The organism is Agaricicola taiwanensis (assembly GCF_014635245.1).
GTDB classification, from domain to species: domain Bacteria; phylum Pseudomonadota; class Alphaproteobacteria; order Rhizobiales; family Methylopilaceae; genus Agaricicola; species Agaricicola taiwanensis.
Window position 1 is genome coordinate 609,414 of the sequence record NZ_BMCP01000001.1, and the last position, 18,880, is coordinate 628,293.

Genomic DNA, 18,880 nt, shown 5'->3' on the forward strand with positions numbered 1-18,880 from the left:
CCCGCGCCACATTATTGCGGCGCGAAGAGGGCATCTGACAACCCTTCTAGTGACGGCTAGGTGACAGGCCCGGCTGGCTCAGGCACTGTTGGCGGTAAGTCCAAGGGTTGGAGACAGGTTCCGTGCTGCAGGGTTGGGTCGTTGTCGCGGTGGCGCTGGCCTATCTGGGGGTGCTGTTCGCGGTCGCCAGCTACGGCGATCGGAAACGCCCCTGGATGACCGGTGCCGGGCGGCCTTACATCTATGCCCTCTCCCTCGGCGTCTATTGCACGTCCTGGACCTTTTACGGCTCGGTCGGCCTGTCCTCCGGGACCGGTTTCGACTTCCTTCCCGTCTACATCGGCCCGGCGCTGATGTTCACGGTCGGCCTGCCGATCGTGCTCAAGATCCGCCGGCTCGCCAAGGCGCAGAACATCACATCCATTGCCGACTTCATCGCTGCCCGCTATGGCAAGAGCCCGAAGATCGCGGCACTGGTCACCCTCGCCGCGGTGATAGGCACACTGCCGTACATCGCGTTGCAGCTGAAGGCCATCTCGGTGTCGCTCACCACCGTCCTGGCCGAACCGAGCCTGCCGGTCATCGACGGCATGAGCCGTGAGACGCCGGTCTTGGGGGATCTTTCCCTCTTCGTTGCCATCGTGCTCGCCGCCTTCGCCATTCTTTTCGGCACGCGCCACGTCGACGCGACCGAACATCAGGATGGCTTGATGCTGGCCATCGCCATGGAATCGGTCGTCAAGCTTCTCGCTTTTCTGGCCGTGGGCATTTTCGTTGTCTGGGGCATTTTCGGAGGCCCCAACGATTTGTCCGCTCGGGCGGTCGACATCGGTGTTTTTGACCGCCTCGATGTGACGCCCTCGGCGGATTTCTGGATCACCGTTACCTTTCTGTCCTTCGTCTGCGCGCTGCTACTGCCTCGGCAGTTCCATGTGGCGATAGTGGAAAGCCGCAGCGAGAGCGAAATCCGGCACGCGGCCTGGCTTTATCCCGCCTACCTCGTGGCCATCAATTTGTTCGTCTTTCCGATTGCGCTGGCGGGCCTTGTGCTTTTCGCACCCGGCGCGGTCGATCCGGACATGTTCGTCCTGTCGCTGCCGCTCGAAAACGGCGCCTCGATGTTCGCTATCGTGGCCTTCATTGGCGGGCTTTCAGCGGCGACCGCCATGGTCATCGTCGAGACAGTGGCACTGGCCATCATGATCTCCAACGACATCGCGGTCCCGCTCCTCCTGCGCGGGCGCGACCCTGATCGCGCCGACATGGGGCGGCGTCTGCTGCTGGTGCGGCGCGCGTCGATCTTCGTCATCCTGCTGCTCGGCTATGTTTACTACCGGGCGGCGGGAGACGCCGCGCTGGCCAGCATCGGACTGCTCTCCTTCGCCGCCATCGCCCAGCTTGCTCCCGCCCTCTTCATCGGCCTCATCTGGAAGCGTGCCACCGCGCGCAGCGCCATTGCCGGTGTCACGGCAGGAATTTCCATGTGGGTCTTCACCCTGCTCCTGCCGAGTTTCGCGGAATCGGGCTTGCTGCCCATGAGTTTCATGACCGAAGGCGCCTTCGGGGTCGACATGCTGAGACCACAGGCGCTGTTCGGCCTCGACATGAACCCGCTGACGCACGGTGTGATGTGGAGCATGGCGGCCAATGTCCTCGCCTATGTCCTTGTGACGGCCACGCGCGCACCCGAGGCCATGGAGCGGCTGCAGGCGAGCATCTTCACGCGGGACGAGCTTTTCGGCATGGCCCAGAGTTTTCGGCTCTGGAACGCCGCCGTGCCTATGGGTGACCTGCAGGCGACCGTCGCCCGCTATCTTGGCGAGGAGCGGACCGATCAGGCGTTCCGCAGTTTCGCGCGCTCGCATGGCATCAGACTGGAGCCGCGCAGCGACGCCGATATCCATCTTCTGCGCTTTGCCGAACATCTCCTCGCCTCCGCCATCGGCGCCGCCTCGTCGCGGCTGGTGCTCTCGATCCTTCTGAAGCGGCGCAATGTGTCCACCAAGGCGGCTCTCAAACTGCTCGATGATGCTTCCGCCGCGATCCAATATTCCCGCGACATGCTGCAGACCGCGCTCGATCATTCCCGGCAGGGCGTCACGGTGTTCGACCACGATCTGCGCTTGATGTGCTGGAACCAGGAGTTCCGCACGCTGTTTGATCTGCCGCCGGATTTCCTCCAGGTCGGACTGGGCCTCGACGAGATCATCCGCTTCAATGCGGAGCGCGGCCTTTACGGGCCGGGCGACGCCGATGATTTCGTCGCCGCGCGCCTTGAACAGATTGCAACCCAGCTCAAGACGTTCCGGACCCGGCTGCATCCTTCCGGCCGCGTGATCGAGATCCGCTCCAATCGCATGCCCGGCGGCGGAACGGTGACGACCTACACCGATATCAGCCAGTCGGTTGTCGCCGAGGAGGCGCTGGAGAAGGCCAATGAGACGCTGGAGGGACGGGTGCGCGAGCGCACCCTGGAACTGACGCGCCTCAACGAGGAACTTGAACGGGCGCGGGAGCAGGCCGAAGAGGCCAACATCTCCAAGACGCGCTTTCTGGCCGCGGCCAGCCACGACCTCCTGCAGCCGCTCAATGCCGCCCGGCTCTACGTCAGCAGTCTGGTGGAACGCAGCAGCGGCATGGACACCGACGGGCTGGCCCACAACATCGATGCGTCGCTTGAGGCCGTCGAGGAGATCCTGTCGGCCTTGCTGGATCTGTCGCGGCTCGACACCGGCGCCATGAAGCCGGAGATGACCTGTTTCCGGCTGGATGAGATGTTCCGGCAGCTCGAGGTGGAGTTCACGCCGCTCGCGCGTGAAAAAGGTCTGAAGCTGATCTTCGTGCCATCGAGCATCGCGGTGAGTTCCGATCGCCGCCTGCTGCGCCGTCTGTTGCAGAATCTCATATCCAACGCCCTCAAGTACACGCCGAGAGGACGGGTCCTCGTGGGCTGCCGGCGTCACGGCAACCGTGTCCACTTCGAGGTCCATGACACCGGGGTCGGCATTCCCGTTGCGCATCAGAAGCTCATCTTTAAGGAATTTCAGCGGCTTGATCAGGGGGCACGTATCGCGCAGGGCTTTGGTCTCGGTCTCTCGATCGTGGAGCGCATCGCCCGTGTGCTGGATCATCCGCTCTCAGTTGCATCGGCACCGGGAAAGGGCTCCACATTCAGGGTGGACCTGCCGGTGTCCACGGCGCCCGCCGCTGCTGCGCCACGCCGCTCCGCCACGCGCACCTCACCGTCCATGCCGCTGTCCGACACGCTGGTGCTGTGCATAGACAATGAGAACGCCATCCTTGATGGCATGCGGCTGCTGCTGACGGGATGGGGCTGCAGAATTCTCACCGCCTCATCTGCCGCCGAGGCGATCGATCTTCTGACGCGGGAGAATGTGGTCCCCGACGTTGTCATCGTCGATTACCATCTGGATGGCGAGGATGGCCTGGGCGCCATGTCGGCCATTCGCGCGGCTCTTGGCGCCGAGGTGACCGGCCTGCTGGTCACGGCGGACCGGACGCCGGCGGTGCGCGATCAGGCCCATGCGCTGGGCCTGCGGGTCCTGCCAAAACCGGTCAAGCCGGCGGCGCTCCGCGCCCTGCTGGGACAATGGCAGACGCAGCGTAACGCCGCCGAATAGATCAGTTGGCGATGATGTCGGTTCCTTGACCGGCGGCGATCTTGGCGGCGGCGATCACCGCTTGGGTGCGGCTTTCGACGCCAAGTTTCAGCAGAATGGCCGACACGTGAGCCTTCACCGTGGCTTCCGACACGCCGAGTTCATGGGCGATCTGCTTGTTGAGGAGACCGTCCGACAGCATCATCAGGACGCGCACCTGCTGTGGTGTCAGGCTCGACAGCCGTCGGGAGAGGTCCGAGGTCTCCGCGTCATCCTGCGCGATTTCCATATCGGATGGTGTCCAGATGCCGCCCTCTAGAACGGTGCGGATTGCCTCGCGCATGCCGTCGACTTCCAGCGTCTTTGGGATGAAGCCGGATGCACCGAAGCCCATGCAGCGGCGGATGATGGTCGTGTCCTGAAGAGCGGAGACCACGATGACCGGCACCCCGGGATATTGCGCCCTGAGGTAAAGGAGCCCTGAAAAGCCGCTGACACCAGGCATCTTCAGATCGAGCAGCACGAGGTCCGTGTCCGGTCGTGCCTCAAGATCGGCGGTGACATCGCCGAAGTTGCCCGCCTCGGCGATGTCTGCAGAGGCGAAGGGGCCGCTAATGGCTGCCCTCAGGGCGCCGCGAAACAGAGGGTGGTCGTCAGCGATGAGGAAGCGGTGCGCTGCGCCGTTTTCGGTCTCGCTCATTGGTACTCCGTCGCGATTGCCGTACTCTGATCACAAGTCATGGACCACGACAGCATTAGACGCAAGTTGTAGCCGGAAGCTTTCGCTACCGTCAAAGGAAGGTATCGTTCTCCAGGGCCGCCTGCTGGCCCTGTTCCAGACGTATCACTTGATCCTTGCACGTGCCTATATACTGCAGGACCATCTCCCGCCGATGCGGCTCATAGCGGTGCTCCACCAGATAGATCGCCTGCCAGGTGCCGAGCCCCAATCTCCCGTCGACGACGGGGATCGTGAGACTGGTGGTTGTCAGCATGGTCTTGATATGGGCGGGCATATCATCCGGCCCCTCCAGCGCATGACGCCATCCGCCGTCTTCAGGCGCAAGCCGGTCGAGCGCGGTGAGAAGGTCGCTGCGCACGCTGGGGTCTGCATTCTCCTGCACGGTCAGTGAGGCGGAGGTATGCCGCAGGAAGATGAGCACCATGCCGTCGCATGCCGACATGGCATCGAGCCAGCGGCCGATGGTGCCGCCGACATCGGTAAAACCCCGGCCTGCCGTATCGACGTCGAGCCGTGCCCGCTCGACGATGAGAAGGCGGCCGTCCTCCACGGGATCGTCACGAAGGCCCGCAATGGTGCCCTCGCGGGGTGCTTCGATCGTCTTGCGCCGGATCACGCCAGCCATCACGCGGCCTCCTTCTCACGCGCCTCCGGCGGAAAGCGGCCATAGAAGGTCTCGTCCTTGGCCGCCATTTCCTCAAGAAGCTTCGGCGCGGCGAAACGCGGACCGTGCTTGGCCTCAAGCTCCTTCACAAGCGCGAGAAAGGCTTTGGTGCCCATGCCGTCGATCCACGACAGCGGCCCCCCGGTGAAGGGGGCGAAGCCAAAGCCGATGATCGCGCCGACGTCAGCCTCACGCACATCGGTGACGACGCCCTCCGCGACGGTTCGAACGGCTTCCAGCGCCTGGGTCGCCAGAAAACGATGCTTCAACTCGGCCACATCGATCGAATCCGCGTCCCGGCTGACGGGCTGCAGATCCTTGAGGCCCGGCCAGAGCTTCTTCTTGCCGCCTTCGGGATAGTCATAGAACCCCTTGCCGTTCTTGCGGCCAAGGCGGCCTTCCTTTTCCACCAGCGTGACAAGAAGTTCCTTCTGCCGTTCGTTGATGGCATCCGGGCCGGCTTGCGCTTCCGCCGCCTTCAGGATCTTGAGCGCGAGATCGACCGCGACCTCATCGGTGAGGGAGAGGGGCCCTACCGGCATGCCTGCCATTTTTGCCGTGTTCTCGATCATGGCGGGCGGCACGCCCTCGTCCAGCATGAGGTGCCCTTCAAGGAGATAGGCTCCGACACAGCGGTTGGCATAAAAGCCGCGTGTGTCGTTGACCACGATCGGCGTCTTCTTGATGGCGCGCACGTAGTCCATGGCCACGGCCAGCGCTTTGTCGCCTGTTTCCTTGCCGAGGATGATTTCGACCAGCAGCATCTTCTCCACCGGCGAGAAGAAGTGGATGCCGATGAATTGGTCTGCCCGCTCCGATGAGGCAGCAAGGCCCGAAATTGGCAACGTCGAAGTGTTCGAACCGAAGATGACATCCTTGTCGATCACCGCCTCGACCTTGCCGATCACCTCCGCCTTGACCTTCGGGTCCTCAAACACCGCCTCAATGACGAGATCGCAGTCTCCGAGCTTTTGGTAGTCCGGCGTCGCCTCGATGCGGGCGAGCAGCGCGTCGCGGTCTGCGGTCTTGGCGCGGCCCTTCATGATCTGGCCGGTCATCAGCTTGTGGGAGTGCTCCTTGCCCTTGTCCGCTGCGGCCTGGTCGCGATCGACAAGGACGACCTCAAGCCCCGCAAGCGCGGAAACATAGGCGATGCCAGCACCCATGAAGCCGGCGCCGACCACGCCCACCTTCTTGATGCTGGACGGCGGAACATCCTTCGGCCGCCGGGCACCCTTGCCCAACTCCTGCATGGAGACGAAGAGCGAGCGGATCATGGCCGCCGCCTCCTTCGACTGCAGGATGTGCGCGAAGTAGCGGCTTTCCACCGTCAGCGCACGATCCATGGGCAGCTGCAGCCCCTCGAACACCACCTTCAGGATGGCGCGCGCGCCTGGATAGTTGCCGAAGGTCTCGCGCCGGTAGATCGCATTGGCGGCAGGCCAGGTCATGAAACCGCCCTTGGACCAGACGGGTCCGCCGGGCAGTTTGAAGCCATCCTGATCCCAGGGCTTTACGGCAGATCCGCCGTTGCGGATCCAGGTCTTGGCCGCCTCGACCATCTGGTCGCGCGGCACGACCTCATCGATGAGGCGCATGGCTTTGGCCCTGTCGGTGCGCAGCTGGTCGCCCTTGAGCAGCATCTGCAGCGCATCGCTTGCTGGCATCATGCGGGCGATGCGCTGCGTGCCGCCGGCGCCGGGAAAGAGACCGACCTTGACCTCGGGCAGGCCGAGCCGTGTCTTCGGGTCGTCGGAGGCGACTCGGTAATGGCAGGCGAGAGCAAGCTCAAAGGCGCCACCAAGGCACACGCCATTGACGGCCACGGCCCACGGCTTTCCGCATGTCTCGATGCGGCGGTAGAGCTGCGAGAGCTTCCGGCTTTCATCAAAAACAAGCTTCGCAGCAGCCTCGGCCCCGCTTTTCACAGCCTCCTGGCGGGCAAGCTTGCCGATGCCTTCGAGCATGGTGAGATCAGCCCCGCCGGAAAAAGCGTTCTTGCCGGAGGTGACCACGACGCCTTTCACGGCCTCGTCCGCAGTGGTGCGATCGAGGATTTCGCCAAGCTCCGTGATGGCCTCGGCCGTCAGCACGTTCATGGAACGGCTTGGCATGTCCCAGGTCACGAGAACGATGCCATCGGCATCGGTTTCGGTGCGGAAGTTCGTTTCGCTCATCTGCTGTCCCCCCTCAGACGCGCTCGATGATGGTTGCCGTTCCCATGCCGGCGCCGATGCACAGCGTGATCAACGCGGTCGATTTGCCCGACCGCTCCAATTCGTCCAGTACCGTGCCCGTGATCATGGCTCCGGTTGCGCCCAGGGGATGGCCCATGGCGATGGCGCCGCCGTTGACGTTGACCTTGGCGAGATCGAGATCGAAGGCTTGCTGGAACCTCAGCACGACCGAGGCGAAGGCTTCATTGATTTCAATGAGATCGAGATCGCCGATCTCCATCCCGGCACGTTTCAGCACCTTTTTCGTGACATCCACCGGCCCTGTGAGCATCAGCGCCGGGTCGGACCCGATGTTGGCGAAGGCACGGATCCGGGCACGCGGTTTACGGCCGATGCGATCGCCTGCCTCCCGGGTCCCGAGAAGCACGGCCGCCGCGCCATCGACGATGCCGGAGGAATTGCCCGCATGGTGGACGTGGTTGATCTCCTCCACCTCCGGATGGGCCTGGATGGCCACGGCATCAAAGCCGCCCATCTCACCCATCTGCACGAACGACGCCTTGAGGGCGCCCAGTGACTGCATGGTCGTCTCCGGCCGCATGTGCTCGTCGCGGTCGAGAATCGTGATGCCGTTGATGTCCTTCACCGGCACGATGGAATCCTTGAAGCGGCCATCGTCCCAGGCGGCCTTGGCGCGCTTCTGGCTCTCCACCGCATAGGCATCCACCTCATCACGGCTGAAGCCATATTTGGTTGCGATCAGGTCGGCCGAGACGCCCTGGGGCATGAAGTAGGACTTCAGCGCGATATCGGGGTCCATGGGCCAGGCGCCACCGGCGGCACCGATCCCGACGCGGCTCATGCTCTCCACGCCGCCGCCCACCACGAGATCGTGCTGCCCCGCCATGATCTGCCCGGCGGCCATGTTGATGGCATCAAGGCCCGAGGCGCAGAAGCGGTTGATCTGGATGCCGGGCACCGAGGTGCCGTAGTCCGCGTTGATGGCGGCGGCGCGGGCGATATCGCCACCGGCCTCGCCGACCGCGTCGACGCAGCCGAGAATGACGTCATCGACCACGCCGCTATCGAGGTTGGAGCGGGATTTCAGGGCCTCCAGCGCTGTGGTCGCAAGGGCAAGACTGGACACCTCATGCAGGGCTCCGTCGGGTTTGCCGCGTCCGCGCGGCGTCCGCACGGCGTCATAGATGAAGGCTTCAGGCATTGTCAGGCCTCCCGATCTTCGCGGCAGCCGAACCTTCGTGCCGCTCGTTTCCGTAGAACTTAATGGCTGTCCCCCGCTTCCGCGAGTGGTCGCCCGCGCGAAAGCTCAGAATGCGTCTTCGGGCAGTGCCATCACGGCATCGGCGCCCGCCGAGATGCGGGCGAGGCGGGTGGCCGTCTCCGGCAGCAGGCGCTCCATGAAAAAGCGCCCCGTTGCCAGCTTGTGTTCCATGGCCTTCGCGTCGCCATTCGCGCTCCCCGCGATGGCCGCCTTGGCGATCAAGGCCCACATATAACCCAGCGCGACGAGGCCGAGGAGATGCATGTAGTCATAGGCACCCGCGCCTGCGTTGTCGGGCTTCGCCATGGCGTTCTTCATGAACCACATGGTCGCCTGTTGCAGGTGCCCAGTGGAGACCTCCAGCGGCTTCAGGAACGGTTGCAGTGCCTCGTTACCCTGGTTGTCCTTGATGAAGGCGCCCAGCTCATTGAAGAAGCCCATGACCGCGCGGCCGCCATCGCGCGGGAGCTTCCGGCCCACCAGGTCCATGGCCTGAATGCCGTTGGCGCCCTCATAGATCTGCGCGATGCGGGCATCACGCACGAACTGCTCCATGCCCCATTCCGCCACATAGCCATGTCCGCCGAAGACCTGCTGCGCAAGCACGCAATTGTCGAAACCCGTATCGGTCAGGACGCCCTTCAGCACCGGCGTCATCAGACCCAGGTGGTCGTCTGCCGCCTGGCGCTCCTTCTCGTCCTGTGAGCGGTGGGCGACATCCGACTTCAGCGCGGTCCAGAGCACGAGAGCCCGAGCCGCTTCGTTGAAAGCTTTGATGGTCATCAGGTTACGGCGCACGTCCGGATGGACGATGATAGGATCGGCCGGTTTCTCCGGCGCCTTGGCGCCCGTCAGCGCGCGGCCCTGGAGGCGGTCCTTGGCATAGGCGGCGGCATTCTGATAGGCGACCTCCGACAGGGCCAGCCCCTGGATCGCAACTCCGAGGCGGGCGTCGTTCATCATCACGAACATGGCATTCAGCCCGCGGTTGGCCTCTCCGATGAGCCAGCCGGTCGCGCCGTCGTAATTCATCACGCAGGTCGCATTGGCGTGGATGCCCATCTTGTGCTCGATCGAGCCGCAGGAGACGCCATTGGCCTCGCCCGCCGAGCCGTCCGCGTTCACGCGGTTCCGTGGCACGATGAAGAGGGAGATGCCCTTGGTCCCCTCCGGTGCGCCTTCGATGCGGGCCAGCACCAGATGGATGATGTTTTCGGAAAGATCGTGCTCGCCTGCCGAGATGAAGATCTTGGTGCCTGTGATCTTATAGGAGCCGTCCTCCTGCGGGACGGCCTTGGTCTTGATGAGGCCGAGGTCGGTTCCGCAATGTGGCTCCGTCAGGTTCATGGTGCCGGTCCAGGTGCCCGCAACCATCTTGGGAACATAGGTCTGCTTCTGCTCCTCCGACCCGTGGACAAGCAAGGCGGCGACAGCCCCCATGGTGAGCCCCGGATACATGGCGAAGGCCATGTTGGCGGAGGACGAAAATTCGCTCATCAGCGCGTTGACGGTGAAGGGCAGCCCCTGACCGCCGTAGGCCTCCGGCACGGAGAGGCCCATCCAGCCTCCCTGGGCATAGGCATCATAGGCCTCTTTGAAGCCCGTCGGCGTGGTGACACGGCCATCATCATGCCGCGTGCAACCCTCCTTATCGCCTGAGAGGTTCAAGGGCTGCAGCACGTCCTCGGAAATCTTTGCCGCTTCTCTCAGGATGGCCTCGAGCACGTCGGGGGTGGCATCTGCAAAGCCGGGAAGGTTGCCGTGCCGCTCAAAACCGAGCACGTCGTTCAGCAGAAAAAGCGCGTCTTCCACGGGAGCTTTGTAAAGCGGCATGCGGACGTTCCTCTCGGCTTGACCGGATGGCAGGCCTGCCATCCGCCTGATCTATAGCGAAGCATATCTGAAAAATTATTGCGCGTGCGAGCCCCCGTCGGAGCGGCTGATGCCTAACGCCCGCAGGCTCATCCCTAAGGCGTTAACCCGCCGTTAACCATCCACGGCAACAGTCTGTTTACGAACGCGAGACGTGCGGGGAGCCGATTCGGGGGCCCTTTCAGTGAGCGTTGACGCCGGATGTTGTGGTGGGGAGACCGCGGCGCCGGCCCTGGAGGTCGAATATGGCGAGCAGCAACTGGGGTGGTCAGGGCATGCGTGCGATCGGGGGAGGCCGTTCTGGAGCGGTTCAGTCCGCACAGTGGGATGAAACGGGTGGCCACGATGAGGAGGCCGGCAAAGCTTCTGAAGGGTCTCGCGCCGCGCCGGGCAATCGCCTTGATGAGGTGACGGCCCGACTGAACGAGCTGGCCAGGCAACTCGCGCCTGAGGAACCGCAAGCCCCCGCTGAGATCGCCGGAAATCCGGATCCCAAGCCCCAGGCTCAGCCCGGTCTCGATCAGATGGTGGCAGATCTCGCCCGCCGCACCCAGGAAAGCGAAGACCGTATCGCCTCGGCGCTCGAGCTCCTCACCAATGTCCTGACCCAGGCCCGTCCGGCGGCAGTCCCTTCGGCTCCCGGGGACGTGCAGGCGCAGCCCGAGGCGCGTGGTTTCCCGCCTCCGCCTCCTCCGGCGCCGTCGCGGGATGACAAGGTCAGCCGTTTCGAGGAACGCCTCGCGCGTCTGAGCCGCAAAAGCCCGCCAAAACAGGAGGTGGCCGAAGCCGAGCCTCTGCTCCTGACCAATCCTGAAGAAGCCGCTGATGAGCCGGTCTCCGCGCCTTCCATCTCGCCGCTTCCGACAAGCGCTGGTTTTACTTTCGTTCCCTATGCCGTGCCGGAACCGGAGACGCCCGCCGCATCCGACACTGTAATCCCCGAACAAACGCCGAAGCCGCGGCTGAAGGATGTTGTCTCCGAAATCAACGCCCGCCAGCGGGAACTGGCGGCTGACGCCTCCAAGGACAACTCGCTTCGTGTCCGTGCGCTAGAGGATCGGCTCGAGGCTATCGCCGCGCGCATGGAAAACGTGTCCCACGCGTCTGACGGACACAAGCCCTATGTCAGTCGTGAAATGCTGGAGCTGAACAATGCGGTGGCGTCCCTCGCCCGCCGGGTCAATATCCCGCTCGCGGCGGATGGTTCGCCGGAGACGATGAGCGCGATCCATCGCGCGCTGGGTGATCTTTCTTACCGCTTTGACGGCCAAAGCTCGGAGTTCTCGGTCGGGACGCTTGAACAGCTGCGCGACAGCATCGAAGCGCTGACGGCGCGCCTGGACAACGCCCGCCCCGGGGAAGAGACCCGTGCCGTCTTATCCACCATCCAGTGCTCGATCGAGCAGCTGGCCGTAAGGCTTGACGAGGCTGTGCAGGCCCCCTCCACGGCGGAAGCGCTTTTCGCCATGCACGCGGCCATCGAAGGTATTGGTGAGCAGCTCAACCGCATCGGGAACCTTGCCAGCAAGACCGAGAAGCTCGCCTCGCTGGAGAACACCATCGAAGGTCTCATCGCGGAGCTTCGGACCTCCGGCCGCGGCGATGGTGTCAGCGGGCCCGAAGTGCAGACGCTGCAGCATTCGATCGCGAGCCTGACCAACAGGCTCGACAAGACGCCGATGCAACTGGCCACCAATGAAGCGCTGTCGAGCGTCGAGAAGGCCATTGCGGAACTGTCGCAGAAGCTGGACGGCAAATCGCCGGCCACGGATTCCGGCGCGCTCGATACGATCCAGGGCGCGATCGAAAACCTCGCCGACCGCCTTGAGCGCAACGGCGTGACCGATAATGCCCATGAAGCAAACCTTGCCATTCGCGGCGCGCTCGAATCCCTCACCAGTCGTCTTGATGTCTCCGACCAGCGCCTGCAGCGGTTGGTCGCTCTGGAGGAGACGGTCAGCCGTCTTGTCAGCCTCGTGGAAAGCAGCCACGAGACCTCCACCAAGGTGGCTCAGGACGCGGCGGTCCGTGCCGTGCGTGAGGCGCTGACCGAACTGCCGGATATGCTCGGGTCCGACAACGAGCGGCTGAACGCCCTGTCCGATATGCTCGGCGCGTTGCGGTCGCAGTCGGAAAAGGCGGAGCGCCGCACGGTTGATGCTTTCGAAAGCGTGCGGTCGACGCTGGAGCGGATCATCGCGCGCCTCGCGACCGATGAGGACACGAGCGGCAAAACCAAGGCAGAGCCGACGGCCGAGCTCGACCCGATGTCGGCGGCGCGTGCCGCGGCCCTGCGCGCCATCGAGGAAAGCAAAGAGCTCGACCTCGGCAAGACATCGGAAGCCGGCGAGGCGCGCAGCAAACGCGCGCGCTTCATCGCCGCCGCGCGCCGCGCCACCACCCCGGCGATGCCGGAGGCGGTGAACGACGATCTGGAACAGGACCCTGCTCAGGGCGGCCGCCTGTCCTGGAATGGGCGCCGGGTGGCGGCGGTTGGCCTCGCGGGTTTGCTGCTCGTGCTCGGCTCCTTCCAGTTTGGCCGGCTCGCGCTTCAGAACGAGGAAGTTCGCACGGCACAGGCCGTTGACGGCGACAAGGCGGAGGTGCAGCCCGCAACTGTAACGGCGCCGCCTGCCGCCACTGCCGAGACCGAAACGGCAGCGCTTCGTGAGGGTGTGACCGACACCACGCCAGCGGTACCTGTCGCCGAAACCGAAGGCGTGGCGACCCCCGCGGTCGAGCCGGTGGTCACCGGCTCCATTCCCGCGCAAGTCGATGTGCCTGCCGGGATCGGTGGCCCCACCCTGATCGAAAGCGCAAGGAAAAGCGATCCGGCCGCCTTCCATGAAATCGCGATCCGGTACTTTGACGGCGACCGGGTTCCGCAGGATCAGGCCAAGGCCGTGGGCTGGTTCGAGAAGGCCGCGGAGCTTGGCTTTGCTCCGGCGCAGTACCGCCTCGGTAACGCCTACGACAAGGGACACGGCGTCACCGCCAGCCCGGGAACCGCCGAGAGCTGGTATCGTAAGGCCGCCGATCAGGGCCACATCAAAGCCATGCACAATCTCGCCGTGCTTCTGGCCGAGGGCAGCCTTGGCAAGCCGGATTATCCGCAGGCGGCCTATTGGTTCCGCCGTGCTGCCGATCGCGGCGTGCGGGACAGCCAGTACAATCTTGGCGTCATGCTGGCGCGCGGGCTCGGTGTCAATCAAGACATGGCCGAGGCCTTCAAGTGGTTCGCCGTGGCCGCCACTGCCGGCGACGCCGACGCCGCCACCAAACGCGATCAGGTGGCCGCCAAGCTGAAACCTGCCACTCTGGTGGCAGCGCGCCTGGAGGCACAGACCTGGCAGCCGCTGCCCAAGGACGGGCTCGCCAATGACGAGAACGCGCCCGCCGGCGGATGGGACGGGCCGGTGGCCAAGACCTCCTGAGCCGATCACGATTGCATAAGGGTCCGTATCAACATTGACACGGGCTGCCGAGCGTCCTTTATGGCGCGGAAATTCTAGTGTTTCCGTGCCATTTCCCAACGGGCCCCGACGTGCTGGTCTATCTGCCCATTGCCGAGATCCCCGTGAACGTTCTGCTCGTTCTCGGCATGAGCTTGGCGGTCGGTTTCGTCTCCGGCATGTTCGGCATCGGCGGTGGCTTCCTGATGACGCCGCTTCTGATCTTTTCCGGCGTCCCGACCGCCATCGCGGTCGCCACCGAGGCCAGCCAGATCGCTGCGGCATCCGTCACCGGATCGATCGCCTACTGGCGCCGAAAGGCACTGGATCTCAAGCTTGCCGGCGTCCTTTTGATCGGAGGCATCGCCGGCACCGGGCTCGGCGTTGTCTTCGTCCGCGTCCTGTCCCGCCTCGGCCAGCTCGACCTCGTCATCGCCGTTTCCTACGTCGTCTTTCTCGGCATCGTTGGCGGCCTCATGCTGGTGGAAAGCGCCCGCGCGATCCTGCGAACGCGGCGCGGCATCCAGGTCAAACGCCGCTCGGGGCAGCACAATTGGATCCATGGCCTGCCTCTGAAGATGCGGTTCAAGCGGTCGATGATCTACGTCAGCGTCATTCCGCTGATCGGGCTCGGCGTCTTCATCGGCTTCGTGGGCGCGGTGCTGGGCATTGGCGGCGGCTTCATCCTGGTTCCGGCGCTGGTCTATCTCTTCCGCGTACCCACCAACGTCGTGGTCGGCACCTCACTGTTCCAGATCCTGATCACCATGCTGGTGGCGACCGTCCTTCATGCCGGCACCAACCAGGCGGTGGATGCGGTTCTCGCGCTGATGCTGATGATCGGCGGCTCCATCGGGGCGCAGTTTGGCGCACGGGCAGGCCAGAAGCTGAGGGGAGAACACCTGCGCTTCCTCCTCGCCGCCCTCCTGCTGGCCGTGGGAGCGCGTTTCGCCATCGACCTCATCACCACGCCCGAGGAGCCCTTCTCCTATTCGGTGCGAGGAGAGGTGGTATGAGGCTTCCGGCGCTCATAGCCGCGCTCGTGCTGATGGCATCGCCCGCGCTTGCCGAAGGCTTGACGGTGTCTCTCTCCTCGCACCGCATCATCATCCGGTCGAATTTCACCGGAGCCGATGTGGTGCTGTTCGGCGCCATCGGCCGCGACGCATCCACCATCTCCCGCTCCGGCTCCTACGACGTCGTCGTCACCGTGCGGGGCCCCAAGCGCGATATCGTGGTGCGTGAAAAGGAGCGTATCCTTGGGTTCTGGGTCAACTGGAGCTCGCTGACCTTTCCGCAGATCCCCGATTACCTCGCCATCTCCTCGTCCAAGCCTCTCGCCGAGATCGCGGGTGAGGCGCAACGCGAGAGCCTCCGCCTGGGCCTGGAGGAGAGCCTTCCCTTGCCGGTGTCCAAGCGGATGCCGCCGGAGGAAGTGGCTCGCAACCGGTCCTCGCTGATCCGCCTCAAGCAGATCGAGCGGCGCTACATCTACAATGCGACCGGCGTCACCTTCCTGAACGAGGCGCTTTTTCGCGCCACGGTCCCGCTTCCCGCCAATGTCCCCATCGGCGTCTTTGAGGTGGAGGTGAAGCTTTTCTCCGGCGGCGCGCTGCTCGCCACCCAGAACACGGCTCTTGAAGTGGTCAAGGCGGGGTTCGAAGCCGACATGGCCGATGTCGCGCGCGAAAGACCCTGGACTTATGGCTTTGTCGCGGCCTTCCTCGCCGTCGCCTGTGGCTGGCTCGCCAGTGTCGCCTTCCGCCGCGACTGAACAGAGCGGTCCGGCAGCAGCATGTCCTGCCCGACCGGGTAGACGGCCTCATCGCCCAGCATCCAGAGCCGCATCAGCTGCCGTGCCATCACCGGCTCGAAAGCCGCATCGCAGATATTGAGCCCGCCGGTATAGGCGCCAAAGGCGGGCAGCACCGCCCGCGAGCCGTCGGTGACCACGCAGCGGCAGCGCAGCACGCGTCCGCGCACCTGGATCTTGGCGACCGGGTGAAGATGCCCGGCGATCTCTCCGGGCGCGGCCGCAGCGGTCGGCTCGTGGCGGAACACCAGCGAACCGCACCGCCATTCGGAAAGCCAGTCCCCGCGAATGAGGGCAGGGGCTTCCCGATCATGGTTGCCGGCGATCCAGAGCCAGTCGCAGCCCTGCGACAGGCTCGCCAGCGTATCGGCGTCGCGCGGCGCCATGCGCTCGCCGGCCCTGCGGTCGTGGAATGTGTCGCCCAGCGCGAGGACGGCTTTCGGCTGATAGCGCTGGCGCAAGGCCACAAGGCCCGCGAGCGCCGCCGAGGTGTCATAGGGCGGCACCAGATAGCCGCGTGCGGCACGGGAGGAGCCTTTCTCCAGATGCAGATCGGCCACGATCAGCATCGCTTCCGACGGCCACCAGACGGCGCCTGTGGGATCGATCACCAGTTCATGGCCCAACACCTCGACCGCCTGCGCCCGGCGCCGGGCGGCAACCCCCGGCATGGCGGGAACAGGGCAGGCGGTGTCAGACATCGGCGGATCCCATTGCCTCCTCCACCAGGGCGCTGGAGGCTTCTTCGAGCAGAGCGTTGCGTGCCTGCCCATGTACCGGCTCGCGGCCGATTTCCAAAATCACAGGCACGGCAAGGGGCGAAATTCTGTCCAGCGGCTGATGGACGATTCGCCCCTTCACGCGGGCGAGCATACTGCCGACGCGGCTGACGTCCAGAAGCCCCTTCGCCGCGTCGGCCCGCGCCGCGCGCAGAAGAAGGTGATCGGGCTCATGGCGCCGCAGGACATCGTAGATGAGATCGGACGAGATGGTCATCTGCCGGCCGGTCTTCTCCTGCCCGGGAAAGCGCTTCTCGATCAGGCCGGCGATGATCGCGCAGTTGCGGAACATGCGCTTCATCAGCGAGGATTCCAGCAGCCATTCCTCAAGGTCGTCGCCCAGCATGTCCTCGTCGAACAATTCGTCCAGCGAGAACAACCCGGCACCGATGCGGGCATCGATGTCACCCAGGCACCAGATGGTCAGAGCGTAATCATTGGCCACGAAGCCGAGAGGGTTGAGCCCCGCCCGCTCCATGCGCCGCGTCAGCAGCATGCCGAGCGTCTGGTGCGCGTTGCGGCCCTCGAAGGGGTAGCAGACCATCCAGTGTTTGCCCGCGCGCGGAAAGGTCTCGACCAGAAGTTCATCATGGCCGGGCAACACGGAGCGATGCCTCTGGATCTCCAGCCATTCGCGGACCTGGCCGGGCAGTTCGGTCCAGCGCGCCGGGTTGGCGATCATGTCGCGCACCGTGGCCGCCACGTCTGTCGTCAGCGGCATGCGCCCGCCGGCATAGGAGGGCACCTTGGCATCCTGCGTGTGGGAGCGGGTGGCAAGCACCTCATTTTCCGCAAGAGTCTCGAAGCGCAGGATTTCTCCCCCGAAAGCGAATGTGTCGCCCGGGCGTAATGTGCTGGCGAAATAGTCTTCGATCTCCCCCAGCACGCGGCCGCCGCGCGACACGGGGCCGGTGAGGCCGGAGCGGCGGGAACGGCTGCGTGTCAGGCGCACACGAAGCATGTCGGCTTCCACGATGGTCCCGACGTTCATGCGGTACTGCTGTGCCGCGCGCGGGTTGGCAATGCGCCACAGGCCGTCCTTGGTCTGCCGGATCCGCGCGAAGCGGTCGTAGCTCTTCAGCGCATAGCCGCCGGTGGCGACGAAGTTGACGACGTCGGTGAACTCTTCAAAACCCAGATGACGATAGGGCGCCGCGCCGGTGATCTCCGCATGAAGATCCGCCACCTCGAATGGTGCCGCGCAGGCCATGCCAAGGACATGCTGGGCCAAGACGTCGAGGGCTCCGGCCTGCAAAGGCTCCGTGTCTTGCTGACCGGCCATGGCCGCGGAGCGCGTCGCCTCGCATTCGATCACCTCGAAACGGTTGCCCGGAACGATGATGGCTTTTGATGGCTCATCCATCCTGTGGTTGGCCCGCCCGATCCGTTGCAGCAGCCGTGATGATCCCTTGGGCGATCCCATGTGCACCACCAGATCGACATCGCCCCAGTCGATGCCGAGATCGAGCGTCGCCGTGCAGATGACGGCGCGCAGGCGCCCCGCGGCCATGGCGGCCTCCACCTTGCGGCGTTGGTTGACGTCGAGCGATCCATGATGAAGCGCAATGGGAAGGTTGTCGTCGTTCGTTTCCCACAGCGCCTGGAACAGGAATTCGGCGATGAAGCGCGTGTTGACGAAAACCAGCGTGAGCTTGTGCTCTTTGATCGCCTGATAGATCGCCGGGATGGCATGACGCGCCGCATGTCCCGACCAGGGCAGATGTTCGGAGGTTTCATGCACGATGATCTCGGGCCGGGCGCCGCCGGGCACGGTGATCACGGCGGCAAGCTCCTCCCCAATCCTCTGCGGCGCCAGCCAGCGGCGGAGGTCGTCGGGGTTCTTCACCGTCGCGGAAAGACCGGCGATGGAGAGCGCCGGCGACAGCCTGCGCAGCCGTGCGATGCCGAGCGCGAGAAGATCGCCGCGCTTGGTCGGCGCGATGGCGTGAAGCTCGTCGACGATGACGCGCTTGAGGTTGCCGAACAGAAATTCCGCTTCCGCGCTGGCCAGCAGCAGCGCCAGCTGTTCCGGCGTCGTCATGAGGATCTGCGGCGGATGGAGCTTCTGCCGCTGACGTTTCGCCTGGGATGTATCGCCGGTGCGGGTCTCGACCGCTATCGGCAGCTCCATCTCGGTGATGGGCGCCTCCAGGTTGCGCGCGATGTCGACGGCCAATGCCTTGAGCGGGGAGAGATAGAGGGTGTGAACCCCGCCATGCGCATCAGGCGCGTCCGCGAGATCGATCAGCGAGGGAAGGAAGCCGGCCAGCGTCTTGCCCGCGCCGGTGGGCGCGATCAGCAGCACCGAACCGCCGGGTTTGGTCTCCGCGATCAGATCAAGTTGGTGCGAACGCGGGCGCCAGCCGCGCTTTTTAAACCAGCGACGGAAGCGATCCGGCAGGGCGGTTGTCGCGTCAGTGGAGGGGGGACCGGCTTTTGCGCTCACGTCTCCTTATATGTGATTTGTGCCCCGCTTGGG

The 18,880-nt window shown here is 64.6% G+C and carries 11 protein-coding genes; 4 read left to right on the forward strand and 7 right to left on the reverse strand.

Going from position 1 to position 18,880, the window contains the following annotated elements; translation table 11 throughout:
• Nucleotides 1–122 precede the first annotated feature (122 nt).
• Entirely contained in the window at nucleotides 123–3,641 is a 3,519-nt protein-coding gene (locus IEV58_RS02885) for a hybrid sensor histidine kinase/response regulator (RefSeq protein WP_188408187.1), read from the forward strand.
• A gap of 1 nt (nucleotide 3,642) precedes the next feature.
• Here the strand turns inward: IEV58_RS02885 and IEV58_RS02890 are convergent, their stop codons facing one another.
• The 5 genes from IEV58_RS02890 to IEV58_RS02910 form a co-directional block, all read right to left on the reverse strand.
• The gene (locus IEV58_RS02890; protein WP_188408188.1) at nucleotides 3,643–4,320 is read right to left on the reverse strand and encodes a response regulator transcription factor; all 678 of its coding nucleotides are present in this window, start codon (nucleotides 4,318–4,320) and stop codon (nucleotides 3,643–3,645) included.
• A gap of 91 nt (nucleotides 4,321–4,411) precedes the next feature.
• Entirely contained in the window at nucleotides 4,412–4,987 is a 576-nt protein-coding gene (locus IEV58_RS02895) for a secondary thiamine-phosphate synthase enzyme YjbQ (RefSeq protein WP_188408189.1), read from the reverse strand.
• Nucleotides 4,987–7,203 (reverse strand): FAD-dependent oxidoreductase, encoded by a 2,217-nt coding sequence (locus tag IEV58_RS02900; RefSeq protein ID WP_188408190.1) that lies wholly within the window; start codon nucleotides 7,201–7,203, stop codon nucleotides 4,987–4,989. The genes IEV58_RS02895 and IEV58_RS02900 overlap by 1 nt, the downstream gene beginning before the upstream one ends.
• Nucleotides 7,204–7,216: 13 nt before the next feature.
• Nucleotides 7,217–8,425, reverse strand: a complete 1,209-nt coding sequence (locus tag IEV58_RS02905) for an acetyl-CoA C-acetyltransferase (RefSeq protein WP_188408191.1) — start codon at nucleotides 8,423–8,425, stop codon at nucleotides 7,217–7,219.
• A 105-nt stretch (nucleotides 8,426–8,530) separates the two neighbouring features.
• Nucleotides 8,531–10,318 (reverse strand): acyl-CoA dehydrogenase C-terminal domain-containing protein, encoded by a 1,788-nt coding sequence (locus IEV58_RS02910; RefSeq protein WP_188408192.1) that lies wholly within the window; start codon nucleotides 10,316–10,318, stop codon nucleotides 8,531–8,533.
• Between the two features lie 284 nt (nucleotides 10,319–10,602).
• Between IEV58_RS02910 and IEV58_RS02915 the strand changes: the two genes are divergently transcribed.
• The 3 genes from IEV58_RS02915 to IEV58_RS02925 all read left to right on the forward strand — a co-directional run bounded on the left by IEV58_RS02915 (nucleotide 10,603) and on the right by IEV58_RS02925 (nucleotide 15,583).
• The gene (locus IEV58_RS02915) at nucleotides 10,603–13,791 is read left to right on the forward strand and encodes an SEL1-like repeat protein (RefSeq protein ID WP_188408193.1); all 3,189 of its coding nucleotides are present in this window, start codon (nucleotides 10,603–10,605) and stop codon (nucleotides 13,789–13,791) included.
• Nucleotides 13,792–13,868: 77 nt separating this feature from the next.
• Entirely contained in the window at nucleotides 13,869–14,825 is a 957-nt protein-coding gene (locus IEV58_RS02920; protein ID WP_308790815.1) for a sulfite exporter TauE/SafE family protein, read from the forward strand.
• Nucleotides 14,822–15,583 carry a TIGR02186 family protein gene (locus IEV58_RS02925; RefSeq protein ID WP_188408195.1) on the forward strand — a complete coding sequence of 254 codons (762 nt, stop codon included), beginning with the start codon at nucleotides 14,822–14,824 and terminating at the stop codon, nucleotides 15,581–15,583. The genes IEV58_RS02920 and IEV58_RS02925 overlap by 4 nt, the downstream gene beginning before the upstream one ends.
• On the opposite strand, the gene pdeM is transcribed toward IEV58_RS02925, so the two are convergent.
• Nucleotides 15,511–16,323: a ligase-associated DNA damage response endonuclease PdeM gene (gene pdeM / locus IEV58_RS02930; protein WP_229729147.1), complete on the reverse strand. Its 813-nt coding sequence runs from the start codon at nucleotides 16,321–16,323 to the stop codon at nucleotides 15,511–15,513. The two genes, IEV58_RS02925 and pdeM, sit on opposite strands and share 73 nt — an antisense overlap.
• Entirely contained in the window at nucleotides 16,316–18,847 is a 2,532-nt protein-coding gene (locus IEV58_RS02935; RefSeq protein WP_188408196.1) for a ligase-associated DNA damage response DEXH box helicase, read from the reverse strand. Before IEV58_RS02935 ends, pdeM begins: the two co-directional genes overlap by 8 nt.
• Nucleotides 18,848–18,880 lie beyond the last annotated feature (33 nt).

What these genes read in the sequence shown, in the direction of transcription:
- IEV58_RS02900 (WP_188408190.1), bottom strand. Translation starts at nt 7,203, where the DNA reads ATGAGCGAAACGAACTTCCGCACCGAAACCGATGCCGATGGCATCGTT.
- IEV58_RS02910 (WP_188408192.1), bottom strand. Translation starts at nt 10,318, where the DNA reads ATGCCGCTTTACAAAGCTCCCGTGGAAGACGCGCTTTTTCTGCTGAAC.
- IEV58_RS02895 (WP_188408189.1), bottom strand. Translation starts at nt 4,987, where the DNA reads ATGGCTGGCGTGATCCGGCGCAAGACGATCGAAGCACCCCGCGAGGGC.
- pdeM (WP_229729147.1), bottom strand. Translation starts at nt 16,323, where the DNA reads ATGTCTGACACCGCCTGCCCTGTTCCCGCCATGCCGGGGGTTGCCGCC.
- IEV58_RS02905 (WP_188408191.1), bottom strand. Translation starts at nt 8,425, where the DNA reads ATGCCTGAAGCCTTCATCTATGACGCCGTGCGGACGCCGCGCGGACGC.
- IEV58_RS02925 (WP_188408195.1), top strand. Translation starts at nt 14,822, where the DNA reads ATGAGGCTTCCGGCGCTCATAGCCGCGCTCGTGCTGATGGCATCGCCC.
- IEV58_RS02915 (WP_188408193.1), top strand. Translation starts at nt 10,603, where the DNA reads ATGGCGAGCAGCAACTGGGGTGGTCAGGGCATGCGTGCGATCGGGGGA.
- IEV58_RS02890 (WP_188408188.1), bottom strand. Translation starts at nt 4,320, where the DNA reads ATGAGCGAGACCGAAAACGGCGCAGCGCACCGCTTCCTCATCGCTGAC.